Origin of the sequence: Halomonas sp. M4R1S46, from assembly GCF_025725685.1 — a bacterium.
Taxonomy (GTDB): domain Bacteria; phylum Pseudomonadota; class Gammaproteobacteria; order Pseudomonadales; family Halomonadaceae; genus Halomonas.
The window spans coordinates 3,907,891-3,921,360 of record NZ_CP107008.1 but is presented as its reverse complement, the minus strand read 5'-3'; the positions used below and the strand labels follow the sequence as shown (position 1 = coordinate 3,921,360).

Here is a 13,470-nt window from a genome sequence, read left to right as displayed (position 1 = left end):
TTCTGTGCGTGGCCATTCGATGATTGCACGCGTCCGCCCGCCGGGTCGCCAGCGGGACAACCGGGCGGTGCTGCATCGTACCGGGCAAGAGCCCGTCGCGGCACCGCCTCGGTCATCCACCAGACCGCTATCAGGGTGGCGATCATCGCCACCCAGCCCGCGTCCGACGACAGCCCCTCGGCGAAACCCATGGCAATCCACACCATCAGCGCCATGATCAACCCGAAGACATGCAGGCCCCGGGTCAGCTTGGCGGATCGCCCGCCGGACCCTTGCCCCCGGATGATTCCTTGTGCCCTTTCTGCTGGCGCGGTTGTTCGGCCATTGTTTTCATGTCCTCCCCCCTGGCTTGCATTCAGTCATGGTCAGTCGTTCCAGTTTTAACGGCTGAGGTGGGGTAGCCGCGTGAGCGCGGCGGCATCGGCAGCCCGTTGGAATTCCTCCTATCGCTTCTTCTGCGGCGGCAGATCGGTACACACGCCTTCGAAGAGTTCGGCGGCCATGCCGACCGATTCGCCCAGGGTCGGATGCGGGTGAATGGTCTTGCCGATGTCGACCGGGTCGCAGCCCATCTCGATGGCCAGGCAGAGTTCGCTGATCAGATCCCCCGCCTGGGTGCCGACGATGGCGCCGCCGATGATGCGATGGGTGTCCTCGTCGAACAGCAGCTTGGTGAAGCCTTCGTCGCGGCCATTGGCGATCGCCCGACCGCTGGCCGCCCAGGGGAAAATCGCCTTGCCGTACTTGATGCCCTCGGCCTTGCATTCGGTCTCGGTCTTGCCGGCCCAGGCGACTTCCGGGTCGGTGTAGGCCACCGAGGGAATCTGGCGGGCATCGAAGAAGCTCTTCTGTCCGGCGGCGGCCTCGGCGGCGACATGCGCTTCATGCACCGCCTTATGGGCCAGCATCGGCTGGCCGATGATGTCGCCGATGGCGAAGATGTGCCCGACGTTGGTGCGCAACTGCTTGTCGACATTGATGAAGCCGCGCTCGTCGACCGCCACCCCGGCGTTTTCGGCACCGATCTTGTTGCCGTTGGGGCGGCGCCCGACCGATTGCAGGATCATGTCGTACACCTGCGGCTCAGCTGGGGCGTTGTCGCCCTCGAAGCTGACCTTGAGGCCGCTCTTCTGGGCTTTCACGGCGGTGGTCCGGGTCTTGAGCATCACCTTGTCGAAGCGTGGCGTGTTGACCTTTTCCCAGACCTTGACCAGATCGCGGTCGGCACCGGTCATCAGCCCGTCGAGCATCTCGACCACGTCGATGCGGGTGCCCAGGGTGGAGTAGACCGTGGCCATCTCCAGCCCGATGATGCCGCCGCCGATGACCAGCATGCGCTTCGGAATGGAGGTCAGTTCCAGCGCACCGGTGGAGTCGACGACCCGGGGGTCGTCGGGAATGAAGGGCAGTGTCACCGACTGGGAACCGGCGGCGATGATGCACTTGTCGAACTTCACCACCTGCTTGTCGCCGGTCTGCTCCTGGCCGTCGCCGCGGGTCAGGGCGACTTCCAGGTGATGCGGATCGAGGAAGGTCCCGACCCCACGCACGACCTGGACCTTGCGTGCCTTGGCCATGCCGGCCAGCCCACCGGTGAGCTGGCCGACGACCTTTTCCTTCCAGCCGCGCAGTTTGTCGAGATCGATTTTCGGCTTGCCGAAGGCGATGCCGTGATCAGCCATGGCTTTGGCCGCATCGGTGACCGCCGCGACATGCAGCAGCGCCTTGGAGGGGATGCAGCCGACGTTCAGGCACACCCCGCCGAGGCTGGCATAGCGTTCCACCAGCACCGTCTTCATCCCCAGGTCGGCGGCCCGGAAGGCGGCCGAGTAGCCGCCCGGGCCGGCGCCGAGCACCAGCATCTCGCACTCGAGGTCGGCCCCGCCGGTATGGGTGGCCGCCTGTGGGGCGGGCGCGGCGGCCGCCTTCCCTCCCGCTCCCTGCGCGGAAGATGGCGGGGAGGCGGGGGATTTCCCCTCCGCTTCCAGCATCAGAATCGCCGACCCTTGCGCGACCTTGTCGCCGACTGACACCAGCACCTCGCCGACCTTGCCGGCCTTGGGCGCGGGCACGTCCATCGAGGCCTTGTCGGACTCCAGGGTGATCAGCGGGTCCTCGGCACGGATCGTATCGCCCGCGCGTACCAGCACTTCGATGATCGGAACATCGTCGAAATCGCCGATGTCCGGCACTCGAACCTCTTCCAGGCTGCCGCCGCCATAACCCCCGCCGGCATCGCCGGGCGCCGCCGAGCCAATCCCTTTGTTATGGACCGTCGGATGCGGTTCGTGGTCCGCCACCCGGGATCCGGTCTCGGCCGGTTCCAGCATCAGGATGGTCGAGCCTTCGGAGACCTCGTCACCCTCCTTGACCTTGAGTTCTCCGACCGTGCCCGATATCGGGGACGGCACGTCCATGGAGGCCTTGTCGGTCTCCAGGGTGATCAGCGGCGTGTCGATGTCGATCGCATCGCCCGGTTTCACCAGCACCTCGATGATCTCGACGTCCTTGAAATCCCCGATGTCGGGTACCTTGACTTCGATTGCATTGGCCATGTCGTCGACTCCTCACATGATGATGCGCCGCATGTCGGCGAGCAGGTTGGCGAAATGGACGTTGAAACGGGCCGCGGCGGCGCCATCGATCACCCGGTGATCCCAGGACAGCGACAGCGGCAGCATGAAGCGCCACGCCGACTGCTTGCCGTCCGGCGAGACCTGCTTCCAGTAGGAGCGACACACGCCCATGATGGCCACTTCGGGGGCGTTGATGATGGGCGTGAAGTAGAGCCCGCCGATCCCGCCCAGCGAGGAGATGGTGAAACAGCCGCCCTGCATCTGATCGGGCTTGAGCTTGCCGTCGCGGGCCAGCTTGGCCAGCGCCCCCATTTCCTGGGCGATCTCGACCACGCCTTTCTGGTCCGCATCGCGGATCACCGGCACCACCAGGCCGTTGGGCGTGTCGGCGGCGAACCCGATGTGGTAGTACTGCTTGAGGATCAGATTGTCGCCTTCCAGCGAGGCATTGAACTCGGGGAACTGCTTCAGGGAGGCGACCGCGGCCTTGATCATGAACGCCAGCATGCTGACCTTGATGCCGGCCTTCTCGTTGGCCTTGTTGAACTGCACCCGGAAGGCTTCCAGGTCGGTGATGTCGGCCTCGTCGTGGTTGGTGACGTGGGGAATTCTCACCCAGTTGCGATGCAGATTGGCACCGGAGATCTTCTTGATGCGTGACAGCGGCTTGGTCTCCACCGGACCGAACTTGCTGAAGTCGACCCTGGGCCAGGGCAGCAGATCCATACCCTCTCCACCGGACGGGGCCCCGGCCGCCGGGTGTGCCGCCGGTGCGCCGCCCTTGGCGAAGGCCTGGATGTCCTCCTGGGTGACCCGGCCCTTGAGGCCGGTCGGCGGTACTCGGGTCAGGTCCACCTCCAGTTCGCGGGCCAGGCGGCGAGCCGAGGGACTGGCGTGAACCCGGCTGAAATCGGCAACCGGGCCGGTCGGCGGTGCGCTGGTGGATGCAGAGGGAGCAGCCGCCGGTTGCGGTGTCTTCTCTTCTCCCCCGGCGAAAGCCGCGGCCTTTTCTCCCGCTCCCGCCGCGCTCTCCAGCAGCAATATCGAGCTGCCCTCGGAAACCAAGTCACCGACCTTGACCTTGACCTCCTTGACGGTGCCGGCCTTGGGCGCGGGCACGTCCATCGATGCCTTGTCAGACTCCACGGTGATCAGCGGGTCCTCGGCCTGGATGCTGTCGCCGGCCTGGACGTGGATTTCGATGATCGGCACATCGCTGAAGTCGCCGATGTCGGGGACCTTGATCTCCTCGACCCCGCCACCGGACGGTGCCGGTGCCTCTCCCCCAGAGGCGGAGGGGGCAGGAGATGAAGGTGAATCCCCTTCGCCCTCTGCCTCGAGCATCAGAATCGTCGAGCCTTCGGAGACCGAGTCGCCGAGCTTGACCTTGACCTCCTTGACCGTGCCCGCTGCAGGCGCGGGCACGTCCATGGAGGCCTTGTCGGACTCCACGGTGATCAGCGGGTCCTCGGCCTGGATGCTGTCGCCGGCCTGGACGTGGATTTCGATGATCGGGACATCGCTGAAGTCGCCGATGTCCGGTACCTTGATTTCTTGGATGGCCACTGTTCTTCTCCTCCGGCTCAGGCGTACAGGGGGTTGGGCTTTTCGGGGTCGATACCGTATTTGGCGATGGCGTCCCGGACCTTGCCGCTCTTGAGCTTGCCCTCGTCGACCAGTGCCTGCAGCGCGGTCACGGTGACGTAGTGACGATCCACCTCGAAGTGGCTGCGCAGGGCCTGGCGGCTGTCGGAGCGGCCGAAGCCATCGGTGCCCAACACCTCGTACCGCCGTGGCACGAAGGGTCGGATCTGTTCGGCGAACAGCCGGATGTAGTCGGTAGAGGCGATGACCGGCCCTTCGGTCCCTTCCAGGCACTGCTCGACATGGCTCTTGCGCGGCCTCTTCCCGGGATGCAGCCGGTTCCAGCGCTTGACGGCGTGGCCGTCGCGGGCCAGTTCATTGAAGCTCGGACAACTCCAGACATCCGCCGCCACGCCCCAGTCGTCGCGTAGCAGGTCCACCGCGGCAATCACCTCGTTGAGGATGCTGCCACAGCCCAGCAGCTGAACCCGCGGTCCCTTGCCCTTGCCCTCGGCCTTGCTGAGCGAGTACATGCCCTTGATGATGTCGTCTTCGGCGCCTTCGGGCAGTGCCGGATGATGGTAGTTCTCGTTCAGGGTGGTGATGTAGTAGAAGACGTTCTCCTGGTCCTCGTACATGCGCTTGAGGCCATCGCGCACGATCACTGCCACCTCGTAGTGGAAGGTGGGGTCATAGGCCATGCAGTTGGGAATGAACTGGGCGAACAGCTGGCTGTGTCCGTCCTGGTGCTGCAGGCCCTCGCCATTCAGGGTGGTACGCCCCGAGGTACCGCCGATCAGGAAACCCCGCGCCAGCATGTCGCCGGCCGCCCAGGCCAGATCGCCGATGCGCTGGAAGCCGAACATGGAGTAGTAGACGTAGAACGGGATCATGGTGACCCCGTGGTTGCTGTACGACGTGGCCACGGCGATCCACGACGACATGGCCCCGTCCTCGTTGATGCCTTCCTGCAGGATCTGGCCTTTCTGGTCCTCCCGGTACGGCATGATCTCCTCGGCATCCATGGGCACGTACTTCTGCCCTTCGGGCGCGTAGATACCGATCTGCCGGAACATGCCCTCCATGCCGAAGGTACGCGACTCGTCGGCGACAATCGGGGTCAGCCGCGGGCCCAGGGTCTTGTCCCGGGCCAGGGACACCATGATGCGCACCATGGCCATGGTGGTGGACATGGTGCGCTCACCGGTGTCCGCCAGCACCTGTTTGAACATGTCCAAAGGGGGCGCCTTGAGCAGATCGCCGTTGCGCCGGCGCTGGGGCAGGTAGCCCCCCAGCGCCTTGCGCTGCTCGTGCAGGAACTGCATCTCGGCGCTGTCCTCGGGCGGCTTGAAGAATTCCGCCTGGGTGACCTGTTCGTCACTGAAGGGCAGGTCGAAGCGCTGGTGAAAGTGCCTGAGGTGATCCTCGCCCAGTTTCTTCTTCTGGTGGGTGATGTTCTGGCCTTCACCCCCCTCGCCCATGCCGTAGCCCTTGACGGTCTTCATCAGCAGCACCGAGGGCTTGTCCTTGGTGTTGACCGCCGCGTGATAGGCCGCGTAGACCTTCTGCGGGTCGTGGCCACCGCGAATCAGCTTGTAGTAGATGTCGTCGTCCGACATGTGGGCGACCATTTCCTTGAGCTCCGGATACTTGCCGAAGAAGTGCTCGCGGATGTAGCCGCCTCCCTTGACCTTGAAGTTCTGATACTCGCCGTCGACGCACTCCTCCATGCGCTGGCGCAACAGCCCCTTGGTGTCCTTGGCCAGCAGTTCGTCCCAGCCCGACCCCCACAGGCACTTGATGACGTTCCACCCCGCGCCCCGGAAGTTGCCTTCCAGTTCCTGGACGATCTTGCTGTTGCCCCGCACCGGGCCGTCCAGACGCTGCAGATTGCAGTTGATCACGAAGATCAGATTATCCAGCTTCTCGCGGTTGGCCAGGGAGATGGCGCCCTGGGACTGGGGCTCGTCCATCTCGCCGTCGCCCAGAAACGCCCAGACCTTGCGGTCTTCGGTGTCGGCAAGCCCCCGGTGCTGGAGGTACTTCATGAAGCGTGCCTGATAGATGGCCATGATCGGTGCCAGACCCATGGACACGGTAGAGACTTGCCAGAAGTCCGGCATCAGATACGGATGGGGGTAGGAGGAGAGCCCCTTGCCGTCCACTTCCAGGCGGAAGTTCTCCAGTTGCTCCTCGGTGAGCCGTCCCTCCAGGAACGCCCGCGCGTAGATACCCGGCGCGCAATGGCCCTGCACATAGATGATGTCGCCACCGTGGCTGTCGCTGGGGGCATGCCAGAAATGGTTGAAGCCCACCTCGTACATCACCGCCGAAGACGCGTAGCTGGCGATATGCCCCCCGGGTTCGGCGGGTTTCTTGTTGGCGCGCACCACCATGGCCATGGCGTTCCAGCGCAGGTAGGCGGTCAGCCGCTGCAGCAGGGCCGCGTCGCCGGGCAGCTTGGCCTCCTTGTGAGGCGGGATGGTATTCACATAGGGCGTGCGGGTGGTGTCCGGCGCCTCGGCGCCGGTCCGGTAGGCTTCTTCCACTGCCTTGTGCAGCAGGTAGGTGGCTCGCTCGGGACCCACCCGCTCCACCACCACGTCGACGGCTTCCTGCCACTCCCGGCTTTCCTGTGGATCGAAGTCGTAGTAGTTTTCGAATGCCATGGATCGTCTCCCTTGGTTGGGTCGGCATTGTTTTCGTTATCGATCGGTCTGTGCCTCGACCACGGCGAAGGCGCTCATGTTGGTGATACCTCGCGCGGTGACCGTGCGGTTGAGCACATGTACCGGCTTGGCGGCCCCCAGCAGGATGGGGCCCACGGAGACGCCGTTGCCCAATGCCTTCAGGGCGGTAAAGGCGATGTTGGCCGCGTCAATATTGGGCATGATCAACAGGTTGGCCTCGCCGTCGAGCAGCGAATCGGGCAGGATGCGTCCGCGCACGCCCGTCGACAGCGCCGAGTCGGCTTGCATTTCGCCGTCCACCACCAGATCCGGTGCGCGTTCCCGGATCAGTGCCAGTGCCTGGCGCATCTTCCCGGCACTGTCGAAGTCGGAACTGCCGAAATTCGAGTGGGAGACCAAAGCGGCCCGGGGAGTGATGCCGAAGCGGCGAATCTGCTCCGCGGCCAGCAGGGTGATCTCAGCGATCTGACCGGCATCGGGGTCGTAATTGACGAAGGGATCGGCAATGAACAGGGTGGCTCGTTCGAGGATCAGCAGTTGCAGGGCGGCCGCCGTGCCGACGCTCTCGCGCAGACCGATGACGTCCAGTACCAGGCCCAGGTGCTCACGGTAGGTGCCCACCGGGCCGGCGATCATGGCGTCCACCTCGCCCCGTCGCAGCAGCAGCGAGGCCAGGATGGTGGCCCGGCTGCGGACGCGCTTCTCGGCGGCTTCGGGCTGCACACCGCGCCGTCCCATCAGTTTGTGGTAGTCGCTGGCCAGGTCGGCGTAGCCGGGATAGTCCTGCGCGTCGATCAGCTCGAAATCGACCCCGGGCCTCACCGGCAGGCCCAGTTCCTCGATGCGTGCCTCGACGACCGCACGGCGGCCGATCAGTACGGGTCTGGCATAGTGCTGACTGACGCAGACCTCCATGGCGCGCAGGACGCGCTCGTCCTCGCCTTCGGCGTACAGCAAGCGGAGGGGATTCTGTCGAGCTCGCTCGAACACCGGCTCCATCACATTGCCGGAGCGGTAGACCAGTTTTGACAGCGAGCGGGTATACGCATCCATATCCGCGATGGGGCGAGCGGCCACACCGCTGTCCATGGCGGCCTTGGCCACCGCCGGCGGGATGGTGTCGATCAGGCGCGGATCGAAGGGTTTGGGCAGAATGTACTCGGGGCCGAAGGTCAGCGCCTGTCCGCCATAGGCCACCGCCACCGTTTCCGGCACCGTGGTGGTCGCCATGTCGGCGATGGCCTTGACGGTGGCCAGTTTCATCTCCTCGTTGATGGTGGTGGCGCCGCAGTCCAGGGCGCCCCGGAAGATGAACGGAAAGCACAGGACGTTGTTGACCTGGTTGGGGTAGTCCGAGCGTCCGGTGGCGATCACCGCATCCGGGCGCACCGCCTTGGCGTCCTCCGGCATGATTTCCGGGATGGGATTGGCCATGGCCAGGATCAAGGGGCGATCGGCCATGGTCGCCACCATCTCCGCTTTGAGCGCGCCCCCGGCCGAGAGACCGAAGAACACATCGGCCCCGTTGACGGCATCGGCCAGGGTGCGGGCCTCGGTCCGGGCCGCGTAGCGCGCCTTGTAGGGATCGAGGTCCTCGGTACGGTCGGTGTGGATCACGCCGCTGCGGTCGCAGACCAGGATGTTGTCCTGGCGTACCCCCAGGGCCACCGCCAGATCCAGACAGGCCAGGGCCGCGGAGCCCGCGCCGTTGCAGACCAGGCGAATGTCGTCGAGGTCCTTGCCTACCACCCGCAGGCCGTTGAGCAGGGCGGCCGCCGAGACGATGGCGGTGCCGTGCTGGTCGTCGTGGAAGACCGGGATCTTCATCCGTTCGCGCAGCCGCCGCTCGATCTCGAAGCATTCCGGTGCCTTGATGTCTTCCAGATTGATGCCGCCGAAGGTGGCCTCCAGACCGGCGACGATCTCGATCAGCTTGTCCGGGTCGCGCTCCTCGATCTCGATGTCGAACACGTCCACGTCGGCGAACTTCTTGAACAGCACGGCCTTGCCTTCCATGACCGGCTTGGAGGCCAGGGCGCCGATGGCACCCAGCCCCAGCACCGCCGTGCCGTTGCTGACCACGGCCACCAGATTGCCGCGGGCGGTGTACTCGGCCGCCTGCAGGGGGTCACGTTCGATCTCCTCGCAGGCCGCGGCCACCCCGGGCGAATAGGCCAGCGACAGATCCCGCTGGCTGGCCATGGGCTTGATCGCCTGGATCGCCAGCTTGCCGGGGCGGGGGAATCGATGGTACTGCAAGGCGCTGTCGCGCAAATCGTCTGCCATGTGCTTTACCTCGCTGCTTTCACTCGCGGCGACAGCGGCATTGATGACCGCCTTGCCGATCGCACTCTCGAACTGCTGCCAGACCGGCTTCCACCAGGCCGAGCCACACTCCCCTTTCCGCCGGATTCGGCTCGATAAACCTATGGGAAATGTAGAAGACATTAACGATAGACGGACGGTCAGCGGCGATTGGATGCCACGGCATCGTCATCTACGCCCTCGGCGACGACGGGGCGGATGTCCTCGTCGTCGTGTGCGTCGTGGCGGGGAGCATGGGTCTGGGACATGGGACTCACCCTTGGGTGAGGGACGAACGTGCGGGGGGCGATCCCGCGTCGGGGACGCGGGATCGCGGGTGGTCAACGGTTCAGAGCTTCAGGTCGGCGGGGATCTCGTAGCCGTTCTCCTCGTACCAGCGCACGGCGCCCGGGTGGAAGGGCAGCACGGTGTTGTACTGGATGTTCTCCGGCACGCTGAACTGGGCGCTGCGATGGATATCGCGCATCTTGTCGTTGTTCTCCATGCTCAGCTTGGTGATTTCGTAGACGAAATCCTCCGGCAGGTCGCAGCCGGCGATGGTGAAGTTCCACATGGAGACGGCGCGGGCATCTTCCTCGAGGGTCTGGTAGGTGCTGGCCGGGATCTGGAACGGCGACACCGGGAAGGCGTCGATGACTTGCTGCTGTTCCTCCTCGGTGAACTCGATGATGTTGACGTCGGTCTGCACCTCGAGCTGGCTGACCGCCGGGATCGGGATGCCGGCGGCGAAGGCGATGACGTCGATCAGGCCGTCCTGCAGCTGGCCGCCCAGATCGTTCCAGCCGCCGTTGCGGCGTTCGAAGTTCACGCCCAGCTCCTCGAGGATGGCCGGGAAGTAGGTGTCGGAGGTGGAAGCCGCCGGGCCGAAGCCGATGGTGGCGCCGTCGGGGATGTCGGAGATCGACTCGATGCCGCTGTCGGCGAGCGTGGCGATGGAGAAGGGCGTCTCGTACATCGGGAAGAGCGCACAGACGTTGTCCATCGCCACGCCCGGGGCCAGGGGGCTCTCGCCGGCCAGTGCCTCGGCGGCCGGGCCCATGGTGGTCAGGCCCAGGGCCAGGTCACCGGTGTGCACCAGGGCCAGGTTCTGGTTGGGGCCGCCGGTGACCTCGCCGCCGCCGGAGACGCCCAGCTCGTCGGCGATCAGGTTGGCCCAGCCGGAGCCGTAGACGAAGTAGGTGCCGCCCTGGCTGGCGGTGCCCACGGTGAAGCTCTGCGGCCAATCGCTGCGATCGGCCTGGGCGCTGCCGGCGATCAGCATGGCGCCGGCCAGCGTGCCGGTGAGGATCCGGGTGGTAGTGGTCATGGCGTTTCTCCCGTTCGGGTTATGGTTGTGCTCGGCCGGCCCAGGCGGAGCCGGGTCGGCTGTCGTTCGACACCCTGACTAGCGGCAAGAGGTGTTCCATAACGGGGAAAGCCGATTGTTTTCAGGAGGATGAAAAACCCTTCTGCGACCAAGGTCGAAAGGTCGGCGAGCGTGCGCGTCCGGGGATCCGCACACCTGGGGGTATTCGCTGTGCGGAAATCCGCACGCTCGTCAGTCGACGGCCTCCGGGGGCGCCAGGGCAGCCATGAGGCGACTGGCCTGGTGCAGGTCGTTCATCGGCGAGGCGGCCAGCCGCGCATGGAGGCGCCGGGCGGGCACCCGCCCCGGGTGCCGCGAGGCTCGGGATCATGCCTTGGGGTCGAGGATCTTCACGGTCTGCAGGTCGTCGCGGTGCGGCTCCTCGCGCTCGCGGTTGACCCGGGTCTCGAGTTCGGGGAGGGCCTCGTCCTCGATGGGCAACTGCTCGAAGAAGTCACAGCTGACGCAATCCCGGTAGCGAATGCCGTGCTGTTCCCAGGCACGGATGCGATCCATCTCGGCACAGCGGGGGCAGATGGCGCCGGCGATAAAACGTTTCTGGATGGCCATGGGGGCTCCTGAAAGGGGGCCGCCGGGGCGGCGTATGTGCATGTCAGGCGGCGCGGATGCGATGCCGTTTCATCTTGCGGCACAGCGGGGAGAGGTGGCGCCGGCGATAAGACGTTTCTGGATGGCCATAGGGGCTCCTGAAAGGGGGGCCGCCGGGGCGGCGTAGGTGCATGTCAGGCGGCGCGGATGCGATGCCGTTTCATCTTTCGGCACAGCGGGGGCAGATGACTCCGGCGATAAGACGTTTCTGGATGGCCATAGGGGCTCCTGAATGGGGGGCCGCCGGGGCGGTGTAGGTGCATGTCAGGCGGCGCGGATGCCGCTGTGGCGCAGCAGCGGCTCGACGCTGGGCTCGCGCCCGCGAAAGGCGCGGAACAGCTCGGCGGCGTCCCGGGAGCCGCCCCGCTCGAGGATCTCGGTGCGGAAGCGACGGCCGGTCTCGGGATCGAAGATGCCGGCTTCCTCGAAGGCGCTCCAGGCATCCGCGGAGAGCACTTCGGCCCACTTGTAACTGTAGTAACCCGCCGCGTAGCCGCCGGCGAAGATATGTCCGAAACCGTTCTGGAAGCGGTTGAAGTCGGCCCGCGGCACCACCGAGACGCCGTCGCGCACCTCGTCGAGCAGCGCCTGGATGTCGGCGGCGGACGGGGCGGCGGCCTCCAGGTGCAGGCGGAAGTCGAACAGCGAGAACTCCAGTTGGCGCACCATGCCCATGGCCGACTGGAAGTTCTTGGCCGCCAGCAGCTTCTCGAACAGCGCCTCGGGCAACGGCGCACCGGTCTCGACGTGGCCGGCGATCAGGTCCAGGCCCTCGCGCTCCCAGCAGAAGTTCTCCATGAACTGGCTGGGCAGTTCCACGGCGTCCCAGGCCACGCCGTTGATGCCGGAGATGTCGGCGACGGTCTGGCGGGTCAGCATGTGGTGCAGGCCGTGGCCGAACTCGTGGAAGAGGGTGGTGACCTCGTCATGGGTCAGCAGGGCGGGCCTGTCACCCACCGGGCGGGTGAAGTTGCAGGTCAGGTAGGCCACCGGCAGCTGCAGCTCGCCGGCCTCCAGGCGGCGGACCCGGCACTCGTCCATCCAGGCGCCGCCGCGCTTGCCCTCCCGGGCATAGAGGTCCAGATAGAAGCCGGCGATGGGCGCGCCGGCCTCCATGATGCGGAAGTAGCGCACGTCGGGATGGTAGCGCGGCGCCCTGGCGTCCTCCTCGAAGCTCACGCCGTAGAGTCGCTCGACCACCCGGAACAGGCCGTCGACCACCCGCGGGGCGGGGAAGTAGGGGCGCAGCTGCTCGTCGGAGATGGCGTAGCGGGCCTCGCGCAGCTTCTCGCTGGCATAGCCCACGTCCCAGGGCGCGAGCTCGGCCATGCCCAGCTGGTCGCGGGCGAAGGCCGCGAGTTCGGCATATTCCTCCCGGGCCTGGGGCACGGCACGCTCGGCCAGGTCCTCGAGGAAGGTAACCACTCGGGTGGGCGACTCGGCCATCTTGGTGGCCAGCGAGTAGTCGGCGTAGGTGGCAAACCCCAGCAGCTCGGCGAGCTCCCGGCGCAGGGCCAGGGTCTCCTCCATGATCGGGGCGTTGTCGAACTGCCCGGCATTGGGGCCCTGGTCGGAGGCCCGGGTGACGAAGGCGGTGTAGACCTCGCGGCGCAGCGCGCGGTCGTCGGCGTGGGTCATCACCGGGAAGAAGCTGGGGAAGTCCAGGGTGATGCGGTAGCCCTCGCGTCCCTTGGCCTCGGCGTTGGCCTTGAGGGTCGCCAGGGCGCTCTCGGGCAGGCCGGCCAGGCGGCTGGCATCGTCGAGGTGCAGCTGCCAGGCCTGGGTGGCGTCCAGCAGTTGGTTGGAGAAGGCGTTGGCGAGGCTCGACAGGCGGGCCTTGATCTCGCCGTAGCGCTGCTTCTGCGCGGGCGGCAGGTCGACCCCGGCGAGCCGGAAGTCACGCAGGGCGTTGTCCACGCTGCGGCGCTGCCCCTCGTCGAGCTCGGCCCAGGCCGGGCCGTCCTTCAGCGCCTGCCAGGCGCGGAACAGGCCCTCGTGCTGGCCGAGCCAGGTGGTGTACTCGGAAAGCAGCCCTAGGCCCGTCTCGTAGGCGCCCCGCAGCGCTTCGTTGTTCATGGTGCCGTTGAGGTGCGAGACCGGCGACCAGGCCCTCGACAGGCGGTCGTTGAGGGCCTCCAGGGGCGCCGCCAGGCTTTCCCAGGTGGGTGGCTCGCGTTCGGCGCGAGCCACCAGCTCCTCGATGGCGTGACGGTTCTCGGCCAGCAGGGTCTCGATGGCCGGCACCACCTGCTCGGGCCTGATCTCGGCGAAGGGGGGCAGCGAGTGGGAGTCGAGCAGTGGATTTGCGGACATGCGCACCTCGAAACGTGATGGGAAACAT

The 13,470-nt window shown here is 66.2% G+C and carries 7 protein-coding genes; all 7 read right to left on the bottom strand.

What is annotated here, in order from left to right:
- Window positions 1–443: 443 nt before the first annotated feature.
- The 7 genes from lpdA to prlC all read right to left on the bottom strand — a co-directional run bounded on the left by lpdA (window position 444) and on the right by prlC (window position 13,442).
- Window positions 444–2,555, bottom strand: coding sequence for a dihydrolipoyl dehydrogenase (gene lpdA / locus OCT48_RS18130; protein ID WP_412031022.1), 2,112 nt, complete (start codon window positions 2,553–2,555; stop codon window positions 444–446).
- Between the two features lie 12 nt (window positions 2,556–2,567).
- On the bottom strand, window positions 2,568–4,142 hold the full coding sequence (gene aceF / locus OCT48_RS18120; protein ID WP_263590523.1) for a dihydrolipoyllysine-residue acetyltransferase: 1,575 nt from the start codon (window positions 4,140–4,142) through the stop codon (window positions 2,568–2,570).
- Window positions 4,143–4,159: 17 nt separating this feature from the next.
- On the bottom strand, window positions 4,160–6,829 hold the full coding sequence (aceE, locus tag OCT48_RS18115; RefSeq protein ID WP_263590522.1) for a pyruvate dehydrogenase (acetyl-transferring), homodimeric type: 2,670 nt from the start codon (window positions 6,827–6,829) through the stop codon (window positions 4,160–4,162).
- 36 nt (window positions 6,830–6,865) lie between these two features.
- Window positions 6,866–9,136, bottom strand: a complete 2,271-nt coding sequence (locus tag OCT48_RS18110; RefSeq protein ID WP_263590521.1) for an NADP-dependent malic enzyme — start codon at window positions 9,134–9,136, stop codon at window positions 6,866–6,868.
- 367 nt (window positions 9,137–9,503) lie between these two features.
- Window positions 9,504–10,481, bottom strand: a complete 978-nt coding sequence (locus OCT48_RS18105) for a TAXI family TRAP transporter solute-binding subunit (protein ID WP_263590520.1) — start codon at window positions 10,479–10,481, stop codon at window positions 9,504–9,506.
- 366 nt (window positions 10,482–10,847) lie between these two features.
- The gene (locus OCT48_RS18100) at window positions 10,848–11,090 is read right to left on the bottom strand and encodes a YheV family putative zinc ribbon protein (protein WP_183383345.1); all 243 of its coding nucleotides are present in this window, start codon (window positions 11,088–11,090) and stop codon (window positions 10,848–10,850) included.
- A 303-nt stretch (window positions 11,091–11,393) separates the two neighbouring features.
- Window positions 11,394–13,442: an oligopeptidase A gene (gene prlC / locus OCT48_RS18095; RefSeq protein ID WP_263590519.1), complete on the bottom strand. Its 2,049-nt coding sequence runs from the start codon at window positions 13,440–13,442 to the stop codon at window positions 11,394–11,396.
- Between the last annotated feature and the right edge of the window lie 28 nt (window positions 13,443–13,470).